Source organism: Cupriavidus sp. 05L411 (assembly GCF_056398045.1).
This window is the reverse complement of the sequence record NZ_JBFTOQ010000007.1, coordinates 1-18664: the sequence shown is the minus strand read 5'-3', so window position 1 is coordinate 18664 and position 18664 is coordinate 1. Positions and strand designations below refer to the sequence as shown.

At 65.0% G+C, this 18664-nt stretch carries 16 protein-coding genes; 4 read left to right on the top strand and 12 right to left on the bottom strand.

The genetic code is table 11. The annotated features are described in order from the left end of the window. Window positions 1–507: 507 nt before the first annotated feature. The gene (locus tag AC1DQR_RS09755; RefSeq protein WP_477132933.1) at window positions 508–1932 is read left to right on the top strand and encodes a sensor histidine kinase; all 1425 of its coding nucleotides are present in this window, start codon (window positions 508–510) and stop codon (window positions 1930–1932) included. Further along, window positions 1929–2594, top strand: a complete 666-nt coding sequence (locus tag AC1DQR_RS09750) for a response regulator transcription factor (RefSeq protein ID WP_416047976.1) — start codon at window positions 1929–1931, stop codon at window positions 2592–2594. The genes AC1DQR_RS09755 and AC1DQR_RS09750 overlap by 4 nt, the downstream gene beginning before the upstream one ends. Window positions 2595–2631: 37 nt before the next feature. On the opposite strand, the gene AC1DQR_RS09745 is transcribed toward AC1DQR_RS09750, so the two are convergent. From AC1DQR_RS09745 to AC1DQR_RS09690, 12 genes are all read right to left on the bottom strand, one after another. Next, complete coding sequence (locus tag AC1DQR_RS09745; RefSeq protein WP_477132932.1) at window positions 2632–2916, bottom strand: hypothetical protein; 285 nt, start codon at window positions 2914–2916, stop codon at window positions 2632–2634. Window positions 2917–3012: 96 nt separating this feature from the next. Further along, window positions 3013–3774: a bestrophin-like domain gene (locus AC1DQR_RS09740; protein WP_477132931.1), complete on the bottom strand. Its 762-nt coding sequence runs from the start codon at window positions 3772–3774 to the stop codon at window positions 3013–3015. A gap of 73 nt (window positions 3775–3847) precedes the next feature. Beyond that, a complete protein-coding gene (locus AC1DQR_RS09735) occupies window positions 3848–4444 on the bottom strand; it encodes a PqiC family protein (RefSeq protein WP_477132930.1) in 597 nt (198 codons plus the stop codon). After that, a complete protein-coding gene (locus tag AC1DQR_RS09730; protein WP_477132929.1) occupies window positions 4444–6072 on the bottom strand; it encodes a PqiB family protein in 1629 nt (542 codons plus the stop codon). Before AC1DQR_RS09730 ends, AC1DQR_RS09735 begins: the two co-directional genes overlap by 1 nt. Next, entirely contained in the window at window positions 6065–7327 is a 1263-nt protein-coding gene (locus AC1DQR_RS09725) for a paraquat-inducible protein A (RefSeq protein WP_477132928.1), read from the bottom strand. The genes AC1DQR_RS09730 and AC1DQR_RS09725 overlap by 8 nt, the downstream gene beginning before the upstream one ends. After that, window positions 7324–8802, bottom strand: coding sequence for an efflux transporter outer membrane subunit (locus AC1DQR_RS09720; protein WP_416047970.1), 1479 nt, complete (start codon window positions 8800–8802; stop codon window positions 7324–7326). Before AC1DQR_RS09720 ends, AC1DQR_RS09725 begins: the two co-directional genes overlap by 4 nt. 1 nt (window position 8803) lies before the next feature. After that, window positions 8804–12040, bottom strand: a complete 3237-nt coding sequence (locus tag AC1DQR_RS09715) for an efflux RND transporter permease subunit (RefSeq protein ID WP_416047969.1) — start codon at window positions 12038–12040, stop codon at window positions 8804–8806. A 13-nt stretch (window positions 12041–12053) separates the two neighbouring features. Next, a complete protein-coding gene (locus AC1DQR_RS09710) occupies window positions 12054–13310 on the bottom strand; it encodes an efflux RND transporter periplasmic adaptor subunit (protein WP_416047968.1) in 1257 nt (418 codons plus the stop codon). A gap of 49 nt (window positions 13311–13359) precedes the next feature. After that, window positions 13360–13833, bottom strand: coding sequence for a YMGG-like glycine zipper-containing protein (locus AC1DQR_RS09705; protein WP_416047967.1), 474 nt, complete (start codon window positions 13831–13833; stop codon window positions 13360–13362). Window positions 13834–13847: 14 nt separating this feature from the next. Next, window positions 13848–14408: a lipid-binding SYLF domain-containing protein gene (locus tag AC1DQR_RS09700; RefSeq protein ID WP_416047966.1), complete on the bottom strand. Its 561-nt coding sequence runs from the start codon at window positions 14406–14408 to the stop codon at window positions 13848–13850. Window positions 14409–14569: 161 nt separating this feature from the next. Further along, complete coding sequence (locus tag AC1DQR_RS09695; RefSeq protein WP_150986217.1) at window positions 14570–14950, bottom strand: response regulator transcription factor; 381 nt, start codon at window positions 14948–14950, stop codon at window positions 14570–14572. Window positions 14951–15112: 162 nt separating this feature from the next. Beyond that, window positions 15113–15781 carry an ankyrin repeat domain-containing protein gene (locus AC1DQR_RS09690; RefSeq protein ID WP_416047964.1) on the bottom strand — a complete coding sequence of 223 codons (669 nt, stop codon included), beginning with the start codon at window positions 15779–15781 and terminating at the stop codon, window positions 15113–15115. A 286-nt stretch (window positions 15782–16067) separates the two neighbouring features. Here AC1DQR_RS09690 and AC1DQR_RS09685 point away from each other — a divergent pair, with 286 nt between their 5' ends. After that, window positions 16068–17816, top strand: coding sequence for a pyrroloquinoline quinone-dependent dehydrogenase (locus AC1DQR_RS09685; protein ID WP_416047963.1), 1749 nt, complete (start codon window positions 16068–16070; stop codon window positions 17814–17816). A gap of 2 nt (window positions 17817–17818) precedes the next feature. Further along, window positions 17819–18436, top strand: coding sequence for a c-type cytochrome (locus AC1DQR_RS09680; RefSeq protein WP_416047962.1), 618 nt, complete (start codon window positions 17819–17821; stop codon window positions 18434–18436). Window positions 18437–18664 lie beyond the last annotated feature (228 nt).

The following is an 18664-nucleotide window of genomic DNA, read 5'->3' as shown; positions in this document are numbered from 1 at the left end:
ACTTGTGCGAATCCGGAATGCGAACTTGCGGCATGCAGCCGCGCGGCGCCGCCCAACGCTGCTCGACGCCGCTCAACTAAAGGAATAGCCCGCGCACCGACCACCGGCAATGGGACCTTGGTCCCATTTCCATCGCGGATCGCGCCGCCGGCAAGGCTGCCCTGCTTGTGCGAAGCCGCGCATGGTAAGTTCCACAATCGCGACTTATGTCTTTTACAAAGCAACGCCAGCGCCTACACTTTTTTTTGCCTCCATGCCACATGATCGTGGGGCCGCCTGTCCCGCCAGTGACGCTTCACCCACCTGGGCGCGGGAGCGCGAGGAAGCATTTAAGACGGGTCCGCTGATCAGCCCAGCGCAGGTATGCGGTGGCGAGCACGTCGCTGCCACGGCGCAGCTGCCCCAATGCCACCGCATGCACGCTGAATGGCTCAATCGCTCGCCGGCTTGCCGACGGCGCCGGGTTCGCATGCCTGCGTGCGAGCCATTGACAGGGAGCACGGCGCCATGACCATCATCCGCACTGCTGCCCTCCTCGAGGCAGCGTTCATCGCGCTGCTGTTGTTGTTGCTGCTGCTGCAATTCCGGCGCGCGCGGGCCAACGGTGCAACGTGGCGCTACCCGGCGGAGGACTCCGCCGCAGCGCAGCCACGCCCCGCCAAGGGTCTGGGATTTCGCCAGTCCTGGCGTCAGGGCTGGCGCCCCATTGGCGCATGCCTTGCCATGCTCTCCCCTGGCCGCGCCCAGCGCACCGCCATACGCCCGGAGCCACGGGATGGGCCCCTGGATCCCCGCGGCGAACCACCTGTCGGGTTCCGCGGCTCCGCGCGAGCATTGCAGCATGATGAAAGCGTGCGCGGCATGCTGGCCTTGTTGCCATTTGCCATTCTGATGACCAATCCGCGCGGCCAGATCCTCTTGGCCAATACTGGCGCGGAAAAGCTCTTCGGCTATCGCCAGGATGAACTGATCGGCGTGTCTGCGGACGCGCTCGTTCCAGGATTGCGGGGCGACACCGGGACCGTGCGCTTGTCCCGGCCGGCAGGCGGCACGCATGACCAGTTCGCGCGACGCAAGGACGGCACTGAGTTCCCGGCGGAAATCACCGCCAACGATGCCTCGTTCGACAGGGAGCCGCTCCTGCTGACCGTCGTCATCGACCGGACCGAGCGCTACGAACTACAGCGTAACCGGCAAGAGCTTGCCCATCTGACGCGTGTCTCCACGCTGGGTGAGCTGGCGAGCTCACTCGCGCACGAGTTGAATCAGCCGCTGACGGCCATCTTGAGCAACGCGCAGGCCGCTCAACGCTTTATGTCGACGCAGCCTGTGAACCTGGCCGAAGTGCGTGAGATCTTGCAGGATATCGTCGAGGACAACCACCGCGCGAGCGAAGTGATCCGCAGGATTCGCAGGCTGGTCAAGAAGGGCGACCTCGAAGCCGCGCCCATCAGTCTTGAGCGCGTCATTGGCGACGTGGCGCTGCTCGTGCACAGCGATGCGATCGTACGCGGCATCCGCGTGGTCCAGCACACCGAGCCCACGCTGCCCACCGCGCAGGGCGATAGTGTCCAGGTGCAGCAGGTCGTGCTGAATCTGTTGCTCAACGCCTTCCACGCAATCGAGTCCCGCCCGGCGCGGGACCGCGTGGTCATGGTTGACGCCACGCGCGAAGGCGCCAGCATGGTGCGCGTGGCGGTGCGGGACCGTGGCCCCGGCCTGAGCGCGGACAAACTCGACCAGGTCTTCAAGCCATTCTTCACCTCAAAGCGCGAAGGCCTCGGCCTCGGGCTGTCCATCAGCCGCTCCATCGTCGAAATGCACGGCGGACGCATCTGGGCGGAGAACAATAGCGACCAAGGTGCCACTTTCTATTTCACGTTGCCGGTCGCAGCCAAAACAGAGCCCGTCCATTTGGGGGAACACCCATGAACAACCCCACACCAACCGTCTTCGTGGTGGATGACGACGACGCGGTACGCCGGGCGCTGATGCGCCTGATTGGCTGCGCAGGCTACCGCGCCGAAGGATTCGGCACGGCGCGCGCGTTCCTCGACAACGCCTTGTCTGCCGAGAGCAACGCCTGCCTGGTGCTCGACTTGCAACTGCCCGACCTGAACGGCCTGGAGTTGCAGCGCCAGCTCAACAGAGCGGGCTGGACGCTGCCGATCATCTTCCTCAGCGGACACGGCGATATCCCGGCAAGCGTGCGCGCCATGAAAGCGGGCGCGACGGACTTCCTGGTCAAGCCGGTCAGCGACAGCGAGCTGCTGAACGCGATCGAAGCCGCGCTGGGGCGCGCGTCGCAAGCACGCGCGAGCCGCATCGAGATCGAAGCGATCTACAGCCGCATTGACCGCCTCACGCCGCGCGAGCGCGAAGTGCTCACGCTGGTCGTCGAAGGCCGCCTGAACAAGCAGATGGCTTGTGAGCTGGGCACGGCGGAAAAGACCATCAAAGTCCACCGCGCCCGCGTGATGAGAAAGATGGAGGCACACTCGCTGGCCGAGCTGGTGCGCATCACCGACAAGGCCGGCATCCCCCAGCCGCTCCTTCACCCGGGGCTGGGCGCACCCACTGCCACGGCACCATGACCTAGCCTGGGCGAGCCTGACGCCCGCCGTCAGGGCTTCAATTGCAGCCCTGATGGCGGGCCGTCCTGGCGCAGGTCTTTCCGCTCGGGCTGGTATAGACCCCCTTGCCATCCTTGGTCTTGGCCTCCCCGCCCTTGGTGGTCTGCGTCGTTGTCACGCCGTTCTGGTTCTTCTCCGATGTAAAGCCGTTACCCGTGTTCCGGTTATACCCGGCGGCCGACTCTCCGTTGTTGCAAACCACAGCCCCGCGCGCGTTGGTGGTGCATTCGGCATACGCGTTCGCGCACAGCATTACGCATGCCAACATGGCTAGCATCTTCATCACGACTCCTTGTTATGGCCGGCACAAACGCCTCGCGCCGGCCCGTCCTCTGCTCAAGAGTAGGTCAGCATCGCGCGGAGCGCGGCGCCTCCTGCGCTACCGGCCAAGATGGGCAAACGCGTCGTGCATGGGTGCAAGCGACACGCTGACCAGCCCATAGAGCGGCGTGCTCATTTCCTCGATCAGGAAGATCGCCCCGGAAGTCGACAAGGCGCACATCATCAACGCGGCAACAATGGTCCCGTTGCGCTCGGCGAACAGCCCGAACGTGCCGAATACGATGGACAGCCACAGCACCAGCACGATCAGCAGGGAGATCGGGATCGAGGATTTTGTCTGCAGCAACGCGAGCCAGCGCGCCGCGAACACGCTATCGACAATCTGCAGGGCCTTCGCCTTCAGTTGAATGTGCTCGTCGTCGCGCGGCGCAAGTGACTCAAGCTTGCGCTGAAAGTCCTCCAGCCGGCTGACAGCCTCCGCATTGCCAAGCTTTGCCAGCTGCGCCTCGTCCCCGGAGTCGAGTATCTGGATTTTTTCGGCGTAGACACGCTTGAGTAAATCGCGATCCTCCTGCGCGTCCGGCCCATATTTGGCCAGTACCCGATCGAGCTGAATCACGCTGGCGGAATTCTGCACAAGCTCGCTGCTCACGGTGTCGAACGTGCCTTTCGCCGACGACACCAGCAGCCCGAGCACCAACGCCGCCATCGTGGCGATCAGGCCTGTCGCCATCTTGACCACGCTGATGGACTGATCGCTGAGGTGGTGTTCAGGCAGCATGGCGCGCGCCCACATGCCGAGCAGTGAACTGCCGAAAACACCGGCGAACACGATCAAGGCGATGACGAGGTGGTTCATGTCTCACCCCCTGTAGCCGCGATACGGCGAGCCAGGCTCAAGCGCCAGCCTCCACCCCGGCCGCGCTGCGCCGTCACTGTGGACGTGCCGTGCGTGCCGCACGTATCGCGCCAGCAATGTCGCGGCTGACAGCCGCCAGCGCCCGGCTGTGCGCGTCGACGAGGGCGTCATACCCTGCGGCGCCGGCGGGCTCCCGCACGTCGCTGCGCCCGCTCACCAGTGGCCCCTGCTTTGGCGGCCGTACGGACCACACGACCGAGATGACAGCCGCGTCGCCGGGGGCCGAGTCGAACGTCTGGACGTCGACCGACACCAGGTACGCCGTCCCCGGATCGGCCCACTGCGGATAACTGGACACGAGCGCCCCCGGGAAGAACTGGGCCAGGTCCGCGCCGAGCACGGCCGGGATCTGCCGCTTCAGCGGCTCTGCCCAGCGGGCGAACTCGTCGAGCCTGACCTGGGTCGCGCTAACGCGCAGCACCAGTTGCGGGCGGTCGACCATCTCCGGCACCGCCACCGGCCCGATCGCGATGGCCACCGGCGCATCGGCGTCCGTGCGTTCCTGCGCCCGCGCGGAGGTCAGCGTATAGAAAGCCGGCTGGGGCGAGCTCGCGCAGCCGCCAAGCATTGCCAACCCAAGCACCGCGGCCATCAATCGAATGGGGCGCATCACTTTTTGTCCTCCGTCTTGCCGCGAAGCAACGCTTCAGGATGGCTCTCGAGGTAGTCCGCAAGCGCCCTGAGCGATGCCGCTGTGCGCGACAGCTCGCGCATCGTCTCCGCCGTGCTTTGCGTCAGCGTGGAGTCCGGCGCCAGCGCGTTGTTGGCCGAATCGAGCGCCGTGCGCGCGGAGACCATGGCGGCGCGCGCCTCAGGAGCCACGTCGGTGTTGAGTGTCTTGAGCAGCCCATCCGCTTGCTGCAGGGACTTGCGCAGATCATTGCCAATGCCCTCGAGCGGCACCTTGTTGAGCTTGGCAATCAGCGCAGTCACCGAGTCCTGGAGCGATTGCAGGCCACCGGGCACGGTCGGCAACTCGGGCGGCTTGGCGTCCCAGTCCATCTTGGCCTTGGGCGCCGCCGGGAAGAAATCCAATGCAACGTAGAGTTGCCCGGTGAGCAGGTTGCCGGTTCTCAACTGGCCGCGCAGACCATGCTCGATCAGGAACTGCGCCAGCTTGTGAGGCTCGTCCGTCAGCCTGCCTCCCTTCGTGCCCGACTCATAGCGGGAGGTGAAGCGCTCCGGATAGATTCGTATCTCGACCGGAATGCTGAACTCTTTCTTCTCCCGGTCGAAGCGCGTGTAGATCCCCGTTACCTCCCCCACCACGATGCCGCGGAAGTCGACTGGCGCACCGACCGCCAGCCCTCGCACCGACTCCTTGAAGATCAGCACGTAGGTATCGGCAAACCTGTCATGACGCTTCATCGCCTCCGCGCGGTCGTGGAACAGACCGAATTCCGTGTTGGCCTCGGCCGGCGGGCCGTCCGCCGAATCCTGAGGCGATTGAAACGCAACGCCGCCGATCAGAATCGCAACCATCGATTGCGTATTGACCTTCACGCCACTCGTGTCGAGCGACACATCGATGCCACTGGCATGCCAGAAGCGCGTATCGGCCCGCACATACTTGTCGTAGGGTGCATTGATGAAGACGCGCAGCGTGACCCCATTGCCATCCGCGTCGAGGGTGTAAGCCGTAATCTGGCCGACCTGCAAGCGCCTGAAGAAGACGGGCGTTCCTACATCGAGCGAGCCCATGTCCTCGCTCTTGAGCACGAACTCCCGCCCGGGGACGTCCTTAGCGACGGCGGGAGGGGACTCAAGGCCGACGAAGTCGCGCCGCTCCTTGGCCTGCGTGCCGACATCCGTGGCAATGAACGAGCCGGACAGCAGCGTGCCGAGCCCGGATACGGTACCGCCGGACACGCGCGGGCGCACCACCCAGAAGCGGGTGTCGTCGACCAGCAGGGAGGTGGCGTCCTTGGCCAGTTCGGCGCTGGCAATCACACCACGGTGGTCCTTGGACAGCACCACGCTCTTGACCACGCCGATGTCCACGTCCTTGTACTTGATCTTGGTCTTGCCGGCCTCGATCCCCTCGCCCGTCTTGAAGCTGATGGTGATGGTCGGGCCCTTCTGCAAGACCGCCTGCACCGCGAGCCAGCCGCCGATCAGCACCGCGATCAGCGGCACCAGCCAGACCAGCTGCAGGCGCCAGCGCGAGCGCGGCTTGACCACCGCCTCGGGAAAATCAGGCGAACCCGGCTCGTCGCGCCGTTCGGGCGGCTCAACCATGATCTTTCTCCGTGGCGTCCCAGATCAAGCGCGGATCGAACGACATCGCGGCGAACATCGTCAGCACAACTACCGCGCCGAACGCCACCGCGGCCGGGCCGGCCTTGATCGTCGCCAGCGCGCTGAACTGCACAAGCGCCACCAGGAGCGTGATGACGTAGATGTCCAGCATCGACCAGCGCCCTACCAGCTCCACCAGGCGATAGATGCTCGTCTTTTTCTCACGCAGCCACGGCGAGTGGAACTGGGCCGAGATGACGAGAAACAGCAGCGCGATGATCTTGAGCATCGGCACCGCGATGCTGGCAATGAACACGACGGCGGCCAACAGCTTGGCGTCCGAGGTCCAGAGATAGACCACACCGCTCAGGATCGTGTCCTGCTGCGCGCCGAACAGCGAACTGGTGTCCATGACGGGCAGCATATTGGCCGGGATGTACAGAATCATCGCGGCGATCAGGAACGCCCAGGTGCGCGCGATGCTCGCCGGCTTGCGAAAGTGCAGGTGCGCACCGCAGCGCGGGCAGCTGCCTTCGTGGGCATGCGGCGCGGGCCGGGACAACATCCCGCAACCATGGCACACGAGCAGGCCCGCCCTGGCCGCCGTGGCGGCCGATGCCGTGGTCACGCCGGCCTGCGCGCCCACGGGCGACGCCGCTTCGATCCGGGCCCACAGGTCGCGCGGATCAAATGCGGAGGCGGCGGCGGCAAGCAGCAGCATCACGCCCCCGAACGCCCAAAGCGCGACGCCGGGCACCACGGTAGCGATATGCGAGAGCTTGACGAGTGCGACCAGCATGCCGAGGATCAGGACTTCTGTCATGCCCCACGGCGCCGCGATGTCCAGGACGCGAAACGCCTGGTCGGGCCAGCGCGGGAGCCGTTGCAGCCGCAGCGGCAGCAACAGATACGCCATCGCCGCCATTCTCAGCAGCGGCATCATGAGCGTGGTGACGAACACCAGGCCGGCCAGTGGCCACATGCCGTCGCGATACAGTATCCGGACCGCGCCAAACAGCGTGCTCTGGACAAGGTCGCCGTTCACCGACAAGCCCACCACCGGGTACGCATTCGCCACGCCAAACATCACCATTGCCGCAAACGTGAACGCCAGCGCGCGATCCAGGCTCTGCGGGCGGCTCCGGTAGAGCTCCGCGCCACAGCGCCGGCAGCGCGCAACGCCGCCATCCGGCAGCGCCGCTTCGCGCTGCAGCAGGTCACACTCGTGGCAGGCGATCAGGCGCGCGGTCGTCATGGCTGCGGCTGGGCGGTTTTGGAGGCGGCCTCCCCTGGCGGCATGGGCGCGCCGCCATCGCCGTACGCTACCGAAGTCATGCGCTCAGCGTCGATCACCCAGCCGCCCCCCATCGCCTTGTATAGCGCAACGCTGGAGGCGAACACCGTCCCCTGGGCCTGCGCATAGCTGAGCTGCGCGTTGAACAGGCTGCGCTCGGCGTCCAGCACTTCAATGTAGCTGGTGTATCCGCCCTCGTAGCGCAGCCGCGCGAGCCGCGCGTAGGTCCGCAGCGCTTCGACCTGGCGGCCCTGCACGACGAGCCTCTCGCGCGTCTTCTGTAGCGACACCAGCGCGTCCTCGACCTCCTGGAATGCGACCTGAATCGCCTTCTGGTAAGCGAACAGCGCCTGTTGCTGCTGCGCCTCGGCCTGCCTGACCTGCCCGCTGATGTTACCCGCGGTGAAGATCGGCACCGTCACCGCGCCGGCGTATGACCACAGCCGGGCCGGTCCGGTGAAGAGCGACGAGAACTGGCCGCTTGCCGTGCCGAACACGCCGGTCAGCGAGATCGACGGGAAGTAGAGCGCGCGCGCCGCGCCGATCAGCGCGTTGGCGGCGATCAGGTCCTGCTCGGCCTGGCGCAGGTCCGGGCGGCGCGTGAGCAATTCGGACGGCAGGCCAGCCGGCACCATGGGCAAGGCCAGGTCGTCCAGTCCGCGGCCGCGCAGGATCGGCTGGGGATTCTGCCCCAGCAGGATCGACAGCGCGTCCTCCTGTTGCGCGATCTGGAGCTCGATCTGCGGAATGGTCGCCAGCGAGGACTCGTACTCCGACTGGCTCTGCGCCAGCTCCATCTGCGACACCTCCCCGCCGCTATAGCGCAGCTGGAATACGTGCACGGAGTCTGCCCGGCTGGCCACGGTGGCCTTGGCAATTTCCATTTGCCGGTCCAGCGACAGCAGGTTCACATACGACGACGCAACGGAAGCCACCAACGTCAGGATGGTCGCGCGCCGGCCCTCCTCGCTCGCCAGCAAGCTCGCGCGCGCGGATTCCGTCTGGCGGCGCACCTTGCCGAAGACATCGAGCTCCCACGACGCCGAGAGTGTCGCCTGGTACTGGTTGATGACCGGCCCGACCCCGGGCGGCAACAGCGCTGAGCCAACGGGCACGCGCTCGCGCTGGGCGTTGGCGCCCGCAGAAACCTGCGGGAACAACTGCGAGCGGGTGCTCTGGAACTGCCCGAGGAACTGCTCCACGCGCGCCGCCGCGATCTTCACGTCCTTGTTTTCGGCCAGCGCGATCGTAATCAGGTCGTTGAGCACGGGATCCTGGAACTGTACCCACCACGTCGTATTGACGACATCGTTGGCCTGCGCGTCTGAAAAACGGAAGGCCGGCAGCGCGTCGACGGCCGGCCGCTGGTAGTTGGGTCCGAGCAGGCAGCCGCCGAGCGTCAGCAAGGCGACGAGCGAGAGCGCCGAAGTTCGCATGTCATTCGCCCTCGTGCCTGGCAGACGGCGTAGCCGCCGGAGTGCCCGGTCCCACGCCGGTGGGGCCCGACGGCGGCGCGCCGGGCGCCCCGTCGTCCGGGCCCGGGGTCTTCTTGCCCCCGCCGGAGCGCTCCGACATCGACTCGAGCGCGTAGTAGAACATCGGGATGAAGAACACCGCGATCGCCGTCGCGCCAAGCATGCCGCCGATGACGCCGGTGCCGATCGAGTGCCGGCTGTTGGCCGACGCGCCGAGCGCAATGGCCAGCGGCACGCAGCCGAGGATGAAGGCCAGCGAGGTCATCACGATCGGGCGCAGCCGCTCGGCCGCCGCCGTGACGGCGGAGTCGTAGACCGACGCCCCCGCCTCACGGTTGAGCACCGCGAACTCGAAGATCAGGATGGCGTTCTTGGCGGCCAGCGCGACCAGCATCGTCAGGCCGATCTGGAAATAGACATCATTCTCGAGGCCGCGCAGCAAGATGGCCAGCAACGCGCCAAACAGTGCGAACGGCACCGCCATCAGCACACCGACCGGCAAGCTCCACTTCTCGTATTGCGCGGCAAGGATCAGGAACACCATGATCAGGCCAAACACGAACACGAGCCCCGAAGTACTGCCGGCCTGCCTGGCTTCGTAGGCTTCGCCGCTCCACCCCACGCCATAGTCGGGCGGCATCACCTCGTCGGCCACCGATTCCAGCGTGGACAGGACCTGTCCGGAGCTGTAGCCCGGTGCGGCGTTAGCGGTAATCTTGACCGCCGGGAAATTATTGAAGCGCGTCACCAGGTCCGGACCGGTGACGAACTTGGTGCTCACCACGGCCTTGAGCGGGACCATGCTGTTGGTCTTGCTGCGCACGAAGATCTGGTCGAGATCCCCGGGCTTGAGCCGGTACGAAGGCTCCGCTTGCAGGATGACCTGCCACAGCCGGCTCGAGCGGTTGAACTGCGACACGTACAGCGAGCCGAACATGGTCTGCATAGCGCTGTATACCTCCTCGATCGGCACGCCCAGGGTCTCTGCCTTGTCGCGGTCCACGCTGACCAGCAGTTGCTGGGATGCCGCATTGAAGGTCGAAGTGACGCGAGCGAGCTCGGGCCGCTGCTTCGCCTTGGCCATGAAGTCGTTCACCACGCCTGCGAGTTGGGGAATGCTGGCATCCCCCTTGCTCTGGATCCACATCTCGGTGCCGCCAGTCGTGCCGAGCCCCGGGATCGACGGCGGATTGACCGGCAGGATGATCCCCTCCTTGACCTGGGACAGGTTCTCGTACGCACCGATCAGCACGGCACGGGCGTTCTGCGTCTTGATGTTGGCAAATTGATAGCGCTCGTCGAAGCTCTTGAAGCCGATAAAGAACGCCCCCGCGTTGTTCTTGTTCTGGCTATCCAGCAAGCTGAAGCCGTCGACTACCGTGACGCTGCTTACGGCCGGCTGCTTCATGAAGTAGTCGGTAACATGCTGGGAGACGGCGCCGGTGCGATCCAGGCTGGCCGCGTCCGGCATGATCACCGCGCCGAGCAGGTAGCCCTGGTCCTCCGGCGGCAGGAACGAGGTCGGGATCGAGCGCATCATGAACACCGCAAGCACGATCATGCCGGCGAACAGCAGCAGCGCCACCACGAAGCGCTTGATGATCAGCTTCACCATGCGCGTATAGCCAGCGGTCATCCGCGCGAACGCATTTTCGAACCACTTGAAGAAGCCCTTCTTTTCGTGGTGCCCGGGCTTGAGCAACAATGCCGCCAGCGCCGGCGACAGCGTCAGCGCGACCAGCCCGGAGAACACCACCGAGATCGCAATGGTGATGGCGAACTGCTTGTACAGCTGCCCGGTGATGCCGCCAAGGAAGGCAACCGGCACGAACACCGCGCACATGACCAGCACGATCGCCACCACCGGCCCCGAGACCTCGTCCATGGCCCGTTTGGCGGCGTCCTTCGGGCTCAGCTTGTGGACGTTCATGTTTCGCTCGACGTTTTCGATCACGACAATGGCATCGTCCACCACGATGCCGATGGCCAGCACCATGCCGAACAGCGTCAGCATGTTGATCGAGAATCCGAGCATGAGCATGCCCATGAAGGTGCCGACGATCGACACCGGCACCGCCAGCACCGGGATCAACGTGGCGCGCAGGCTCTGCAGGAAAACAAAGACCACGATCACGACCAGCACGAGGGCTTCGAAGAACGTGTGGACGACGTCCGAGATCGACGCGCGAGTGAACTCGGTCGTGTCCATCGCGATGCTGTATTCAAGGCCTTCGGGAAACGATTTCTTCATCTCCGCCAGCGTCTTGCGCACCTGGCTGGATACGTCGAGCGCATTGGCGCCCGGCTGCTGGTAGACGGCGATGACCGTTGCCGGTTTTCCCTGGAACTTGCTGCGGATCGAGTAGTCCTTGCGGCCGAGTTCGGCACGGCCGATGTCCTTGAGGCGCACGATCGCCGCTTCGCCGTTTGCCGCGCGCAGGATGATGTTCTCGAACTCGGCTGGATCGCTCAGGCGGCCGGTGGTGGTGACGGCAAACGATTGCTCCACCGCCGCGCCGGTTGGCGACTGGCCGATGCTGCCGACCGCGAACTGCTGGTTCTGGTTGGCGACGGCCTTCTGCACGTCGGAGGCCGTGATGCCGAGCTGCGCCATGCGGTCAGGCTTGAGCCAGATGCGCATGGCGTAGTCTGGGTTGCCGAAGATGCTGGACTGGTTCGCGCCGGGCACGCGCTTGAGCGCATCGAGCACGTAGATATTGGCGTAGTTGGCGATGTAGGTCGAATCGTAGCGATCGTTAGGCGAATAGATGGCGATGACCATCATGAACGCCGATGATTTCTTCTGCACCTGGATGCCCTGCGCCTGCACCGACGACGGCAATTGCGGCAGCGCCAGGTTCACGCGGTTCTGCACATCGACCTGCGCAAGCTCCGGGTTGGTGCCGATCTGGAAGAAAACATTGAGCGTGAAGTTGCCGGTTGATGAACTCGATGAGTTCATATAGATCATGTTGTCCGCGCCATTGACCTGCTGCTCGATCGGCGCGGCGACATTGTTGGCAACCACGTCGCCGGTGGCGCCTGGGTATGTCGCCGAAATCGTGATCTGCGGTGGCGTGATGTCCGGATACTGCGCGATGGGCAGGCTTAGCATCGCCAGCGCGCCGCCAAGCGTGATCACGATCGAGATGACCGACGCAAAGATCGGCCGTTCGATGCAGAAGTGGGAGATGTTCATGTGGCCTGCCCGGTCAGTTCGTCGCGCCAGGGGCAGACTGGCGCTGCGAGAGGCTCTGCGCTTCGCTGCGCGGCTGCGCGGCGGCGGCACTCTTGGCCGGCGCCTGGGTTATCTTCAGCGGCGTATCGGCGACCACGCGAATGGCACCGTCGACGACGATCCGCTCCCCGGGCTTCAGGCCCTCGGTGATAAACCAGTCGTCGCCGTGCCACTCTCCGACTTCGACCACCCGCTGATGGCCTTTCGCATCCTTGTCGACGGTCCAGACGAAGTGGCTCTTCGATCCCTGCAATACCGCGCGGCGCGGCACCAGGACCGCATTCGGGCGCACCGCGCCCGAGACCCGCGCGCGCACGAACTGTCCGGGGCGCAGGGTGCCTTGCGGGTTGGCGAACGAGGCCCGCACAAGGAAGGTGCCGGTCTGCGTGTTGAACGCAGGGTTGGTAAAGTTGATATGCCCGCGGCCCGGGAACACGTTGCCGTCGGCAAGCACGACAGCCACCTCGAAATCGTTATTCGCCGGAAACCGCAACTGGCCTTTCTCCACCTGGTCCCGGTATGTCAGCAACTCATTCTCGGAGATGCTGAAGTTCACCCACATGGGGTCAAGCTGGTAGATGTAGGTCAGCAATCCCGTTGCCGCCGCGGTCACGTAGCTGCCGTCCTGCTGCCGTGCGAAGCTCGACAAGCCGGTGAGCGGGGACTTGATCGTGGTGTAGCTCAGGTTGAGCTCGGCGGTCCTGACCTGGCCCTTGGCCGCGATCACGGCGGCCTCCGCCTCTTTCTCGTTGCCCGTTGCGTTATCAAGATCCTTCTGGCTGAGTGCGTTCTGGGCCGCGAGCGGAATCACGCGGGCAAGATTGGCCTTGGTCACGGTGAGCCTGGCCTCCTGCTGTGCAAGCTGGCCCTTGGCCGACTGCAGCGCCGCTTCGAACGGCGCGGTGTCCATCACGAAGAGCACCTGCCCGGCATGCACCAGTTGCCCCTCGGTATAGACGCGCTTGTCCAGGAAGCCGTCGACGCGAGCGCGAATCTCGACCTCGCGCGAGCTTTGCGTCTGGGCGGTGAATTCGAAGTCGACCGGGGTGTCGCGCTGCGACACGGTCATGACCGTCACCTCGGTGGTCGCGCGCGGCAACTCGTTCGCCGGTTTGTGGCAAGCGGCAAGCAGCAGCAATGTTGCACTGGCCAACGCGAACTGCAACCAGGCGCGGCTGCGCGCGCGCCCGACGGCTGCAATCCGCAGAGGTGAAATCAGTTTCGTTGCCATGTCTGGATCCCCAGCTGACCGCGCCTTTCTTCTACATCTGCTGCGTTCTCTACTGAACGGTGTATCCGCGTCCGGTCATGCACGCCCCCACCGCCCGGTTGAATGTCGCCATTTCCTGGGAGACCTGTTGCTGACCCGCCTGCTGCTGCTCAGCCGCGGCCTCGTTCTTGCGGCGCTGGCGCACGCCGCCGGCAGCCGTGCCGGTGACCGCCCCGATCGCGGCGCCCTTGCCTGCATCGCCGGCAATCGCGCCAATCGCCGCGCCGGCCGCTGCGCCACCGGCCGCGCCCCTGACGCGTCCGCCTTGCTGTGGCGGCGCGGCAGGCTGGCCGGATTGCTGCGCGATGGCCACCGGGTCCACCCCCGTGGTCTGCTTGGCCCACTGCTGGCACGCGCCGGTGTCCGAGCTCTGCTTCTGCGGGCTCTGCCCCTTGGCGGGATAGATGATGGGTTGCTGCGCGCTGGCGGCTGACGCCAGCGCGCACACCATCAGGCCAATTGCGGTTCGCTGCGCGCGTTGCATGGTCGTCTGCCAGGTCAGCGGCTGAGCTTGGTGATCTTCTGGCCTTGCACGCCCAGGCCGGCCATCAGCCCCTGCTGCCCGTAGATAAAGGCGTAGACGTCCGAACTCAACGTAGTGGTGGTCAGGGATTTTCCAACGCCTTCATCGACGACTACCACACTCGGCCCGACACCGACCGACAACCCATTACGATCGTTGAGATCGGTAAGCGCCGAGTCGGTCATGAAGAACATAGCCTCCGAAAAGGTCTGGGCGCCTGCCTGCAGGCCATACGAAACCGCCGACGCATTGTAGTAGCCCAGCACCGTGCCATCCGGGCCGAACATCACCCCGTTGCCGCCTTGCGCGCCCACGATTAAGCCCGCTTTCATGATATCGGGGAACACGAGAACGCCCTTGGACCGGGCCAGGAGATCCTTGGTCTTGGGAGTCGTATCATTGAGCTTTTGCAGTGCACTGCGCGCACTAGCTTCGAGCTGAGGATTGTTCCCTACGGTTGAAGTCTGCTGGGTCGAGCAGGCCACCGCGACCAGCAGCAGGGGAATCGCGAGGATGAGCCGAAGGGTCTTGATCATGATGCGTGCTCCAGGCATGAGGCATGAGAATTAACGACACTGTGTAAAGCGCAGGCCCACCGGAGTTTCTTCCGGGGTCTGATTCATAGTGATATCCGGAACCAGCTAAAACAATGGGACCTTGGTCCAATAGCCGCTAGACCGCCGCGCTGGCTGCCACGCTACGGAGGTGGATGGATGGCCGCGCGCACGACCCGGATGAGAATCTCATCGTCGAACGGCTTGCGCAGATAAGCCGCCGCGCCAGCGGCCAAGGCCTGCTCGCGAATGCCGATCTCGTCGTGTGCCGTGATGAAGATCACGGGAATGCCGCTGCCCGCGAGCCGGCGTTGCACCTCAAGCCCGTTCAGGCCCGGCATCTGGATATCGAGCACGATGCAGTCCGGACGATATGCCGGTATGGCGTCGAACATGTCCAGGAACTCGTCCCCGCTCTTGAACGTGTCCGCTGACAAGCCGACGGAGCGCAGAAGCCGTTTGATGGCGCGGCGCACCGATTCGTCGTCATCCACCACTGCGACGAACGGCTTGACTTTGCTCATGGCGACATTTCCCACACAGGCAGCGCGGCACCCAGCCTGATTCGACGCTAGGTTGAGCGTATGACAGTTGCCTGACCGCAGATATGGGACTTTGGTCTAACAAGCGGGGGAGAGGGGGAGACGCTGCAACAGCGTGTGCCGTTGCAGCCGCAATCCGGGTCTTTAATGCTGCGCGCTCAGCAAACCGGCCACCGTCTTCGCGCCGGCCTGATCGGCGATCTCCCGCGCGGTCAGCCCGCGGTTGTCGCGCAGCTCGGGCCGGGCGCCTCTGGACAGCAGCAGGCGCACCGTATCGACCTTGTCGTAGCCCGCCGCCCACATCAGCGCGGTGAGCCCGTTGGCGTAGAGGGTGTTGACGTCCACGCCGGCGTCCAGCAGTTGCCGCACCACGCCGGCATGGCCCTCGCCGGCCGCGTAGATCATGGCGGTCTTGTCGACGCGATCCGTGGCGGCCAGCTCCGCATGGCGCGCCAGCAGCATCGCCACAATCTCGTCAAAGCCGCCGAAGGCTGCGGCCATCAGCGGCGTCACGCCCTGCACGTTGGCCTGGCTGACGTCGGCGCCATGCTCGACCAGCGTGCGCGCCATCTCGGTCAGCCCACGCTTGGCTGCGGTGAGCAGCGCCGTATCGCCGATGCGGTTGCGCGCATTCACCGCCGCGCCCTGCTGCAGCGATGCGCTCACCGCCGCCGCGTCGCCGGCCCGGGCGGCCGCAAGCAGGCGGGCATTGAGGCTGATGTCGTCGTCGGCCCTGGCGGGCAGGCACAGCATTCCCATGCCACATAGCAGCGCAGCGGCAAGCCCCGCGCGCCATCCAGTGCGTCCTTTCATGTCCGTCCCCCGCCGCTGCCGTTGACTACGTTGCCAGTCTCACCGCGACCACTTCGCTGGCTAAGTCTGGTGCTAAGTGTGGAGGGTAAGACGCGCAATTTCAAGGCGCGTCGGCGGGCATGCTGCGGCGCGGCGAACACCAATTTGACACGCGCCGCGATGCGGGTTGTTTTGCCGGCACTCTTGCCTATACTGCTTGTGACCCGGGCCGCCACAGTGTGCGACAAGCACACCCTTTCGCCCTGGGAAAGCCGGGGCACGAAAAAATTCAAGAAAGGAGCTTCCCATGCTCTCATCCCGCAGCCATGCCCGGGCGACCCTCCCCTTGCTGTTGCTTGCACTGGCCGCCGCGGCCGCCGCGCTCATTCCCGCAGCCTTCGGCGCGGACGAAATCCAGGGCGGCGCGACCACCCCGGGCGCGGCCATGACCCGGCCCCTCCCGCTGGTGACGCAGGCACAGCTCGACGCGGCCGGCAACAACGCTAACGACTGGGTGCATTCGAATGGCTCCTACGTGCAGACGCGCTACTACCCGGGCAGCCAGATCAACACCAAGAATGTGGCAAAGCTGAAACCCGCGTTCCTGTTCCAGACCGCCGTGCTCGAGTCCATGGAGACCGCGCCGATCGTGGTCAACGGCGTGATGTTCCTGACCACGTCCTATAACCACGTCTATGCCATCGATGCCGTGACCGGCAAGGAGTTCTGGCACTACAAGCACAAGATGGGGCCGATCACGACCTTCTGCTGCGGCCCGAACAACCGCGGCGTGGCCGTCTCCGGCGACCGCCTCTTCATGGGCACGCTCGACGCCAAGCTGGTCGCGCTGGACGCCAAGACCGGCAAGCTGCTGTGGGAAACGCAGATCGCCGATCCCGAGCAGGGCTACTCGGAAACCATGGCGCCGGTAGTGGTGGACGACAAGATCCTGATCGGCACCAATGGCGGCGAATACGGCATCCGTGGCTTTCTCAAGGCGTATAGCGCCACCGACGGCAAGCTGCTGTGGACCTTCTACACCATCCCCGAAAAGGGCCATGAAGGCGTGTGGGCCACCAAGGACGCCACCGGGCGCGACATGAAGCGCGATATCGCGGCTGAGAAGAAGCAGCTCGCGGACAAGGGCGGCGATTTCTACAAGGCGCTCGGCGGCGGCGTGTGGATGCCGCCGGCAATCGACCGCAAGAACAAGATGGCGATCTTCGTGGTGGGCAATCCCTCGCCCGACCTGTATGGCGCCATCCGCCCCGGAGACAACCTCTATACGGATTCGATGGTCGCGGTGGACCTGGATACCGGCGCCTACAAATGGCACTCGCAGTACATCGCCCATGACGTATGGGACCTGGACGCCGTGAGCCCGCCGATCCTGGTCGACGTGCGCGACAAGAACGGCCAGATGATTCCCGGCGTGATCCACGGCGGCAAGACCGGCCACGTCTATGTGCATGACCGCCGCGACGGCCGGCTGATCCGCTTCTCGCAAGCCATGATCCCGCAGGAAGACATGTGGACCCTGCCCACGGCCAATGGCGCGCGCATGCTGCCAGGCGCCAACGGCGGCGTGGAATGGTCGCCGATGGCCTTCAACCCGAAGACGCGGATGGCCTATGCCGCCAACCTGCACCAGCCCATGACGTACCAGGTGGAAGCCTCTCCCTACCCGGGCGGCAAGCTCTGGCTTGGCGGCGCCTTCAAGACCATCCCGGCGGAGGCGCAGTGGGGCAAGCTCTCCGCGGTGAACATCGATACCGGCAAGGTGGTGTGGGACTACAAGACCGACCAGCCGCTGATCGGCGGCGTGCTCGCGACAGCCGGCGGGCTGGTCTTCAATGGTGAAGGCAACGGCCTGTTCCGCGCCTTCGACGCCGCCACCGGCAAGAAGCTGTGGGAGTACCAGTGCGGCGCGGGCGTGAATGCGCCGGCGGTGTCCTACATGGTCGGCGGCAAGCAGTACATCGCGGTGGCGGCCGGCGGCAACACGCAACTGGACTTCAAGCGCGGCAACAGCGTGCTGGTGTTCGCGGTGCAGTAGGCATGCGAATCCCGTCCTATCTGGCACGGCCCCGGCGGTTAGCGCCGCCGGGGCCGGCGCTTCTGGCGGGCCTGCTGCTGGCAGCCATCGCCAGCAGCGCGCACGCCGATCCCGACGCCGGCAAGCGCAAGGCCGAATCGTGCGTCGCCTGCCACGGCCCGATGGGCAACGCCAGCAATCCGCTCTATCCGGTGCTGGCGGGCCAGACTGCACGCTACATTTACCTGGAACTGAAGGATTTCAAGGAAGGCCGTCGCAGCGACCCGATGATGACACCGATGGCGGCGCCGCTGTCGCGCGAGGACATGCTCGACCTGGGCGAATATTTTGCAGCGCAAAAACCCATCGCCTCGCAGTTCAAGGCCGACGGGCAAAAAGTCGAAGCCGGCAGGAAGAAGGCCGAGGAAGTGCTCTGCACCATGTGCCATCTCGGCGGCTTTACCGGGCAGAATGAAATTCCCCGCGTGGCGGGGCAGCAGTATGCGTATATCGTCAAGCAGCTTGAAGACTTTCGCTCACGCAAGCGGACTAATGATGCGGGGAGCATGACTAGCGTGGCGCGCGGGCTGTCGGATGCGGATATTCAGAATCTTGCTAGTTATATTGCTAATTTGCAGTAGGGTTTTTGGGGGGGGGCTGGGGGGCTGGGGGGCATCGCTCTGCGGGGTTGGTCGCTGTTTATTTCATCGGCGATGGTTTTTGCACCCAAAAGCCATACGACATCCCCCTGCGGGGGCTGCCGGTCACTCTTCTTTGCGTCGGCAAAGAAGACTAACGAGAAGAAAGCCGACCCTGCCGGGGGCAGAGCAATCAGGCTTATGTGGGGCGGTGGTTTCGTCGTACGGCCC

What these genes read in the sequence shown, in the direction of transcription:
- AC1DQR_RS09755 (WP_477132933.1), top strand. Translation starts at nt 508, where the DNA reads ATGACCATCATCCGCACTGCTGCCCTCCTCGAGGCAGCGTTCATCGCG.
- AC1DQR_RS09750 (WP_416047976.1), top strand. Translation starts at nt 1,929, where the DNA reads ATGAACAACCCCACACCAACCGTCTTCGTGGTGGATGACGACGACGCG.
- AC1DQR_RS09745 (WP_477132932.1), bottom strand. Translation starts at nt 2,916, where the DNA reads ATGAAGATGCTAGCCATGTTGGCATGCGTAATGCTGTGCGCGAACGCG.
- AC1DQR_RS09740 (WP_477132931.1), bottom strand. Translation starts at nt 3,774, where the DNA reads ATGAACCACCTCGTCATCGCCTTGATCGTGTTCGCCGGTGTTTTCGGC.
- AC1DQR_RS09735 (WP_477132930.1), bottom strand. Translation starts at nt 4,444, where the DNA reads ATGCGCCCCATTCGATTGATGGCCGCGGTGCTTGGGTTGGCAATGCTT.
- AC1DQR_RS09730 (WP_477132929.1), bottom strand. Translation starts at nt 6,072, where the DNA reads ATGGTTGAGCCGCCCGAACGGCGCGACGAGCCGGGTTCGCCTGATTTT.
- AC1DQR_RS09725 (WP_477132928.1), bottom strand. Translation starts at nt 7,327, where the DNA reads ATGACGACCGCGCGCCTGATCGCCTGCCACGAGTGTGACCTGCTGCAG.
- AC1DQR_RS09720 (WP_416047970.1), bottom strand. Translation starts at nt 8,802, where the DNA reads ATGCGAACTTCGGCGCTCTCGCTCGTCGCCTTGCTGACGCTCGGCGGC.
- AC1DQR_RS09715 (WP_416047969.1), bottom strand. Translation starts at nt 12,040, where the DNA reads ATGAACATCTCCCACTTCTGCATCGAACGGCCGATCTTTGCGTCGGTC.
- AC1DQR_RS09710 (WP_416047968.1), bottom strand. Translation starts at nt 13,310, where the DNA reads ATGGCAACGAAACTGATTTCACCTCTGCGGATTGCAGCCGTCGGGCGC.
- AC1DQR_RS09705 (WP_416047967.1), bottom strand. Translation starts at nt 13,833, where the DNA reads ATGCAACGCGCGCAGCGAACCGCAATTGGCCTGATGGTGTGCGCGCTG.
- AC1DQR_RS09700 (WP_416047966.1), bottom strand. Translation starts at nt 14,408, where the DNA reads ATGATCAAGACCCTTCGGCTCATCCTCGCGATTCCCCTGCTGCTGGTC.
- AC1DQR_RS09695 (WP_150986217.1), bottom strand. Translation starts at nt 14,950, where the DNA reads ATGAGCAAAGTCAAGCCGTTCGTCGCAGTGGTGGATGACGACGAATCG.
- AC1DQR_RS09690 (WP_416047964.1), bottom strand. Translation starts at nt 15,781, where the DNA reads ATGAAAGGACGCACTGGATGGCGCGCGGGGCTTGCCGCTGCGCTGCTA.
- AC1DQR_RS09685 (WP_416047963.1), top strand. Translation starts at nt 16,068, where the DNA reads ATGCTCTCATCCCGCAGCCATGCCCGGGCGACCCTCCCCTTGCTGTTG.
- AC1DQR_RS09680 (WP_416047962.1), top strand. Translation starts at nt 17,819, where the DNA reads ATGCGAATCCCGTCCTATCTGGCACGGCCCCGGCGGTTAGCGCCGCCG.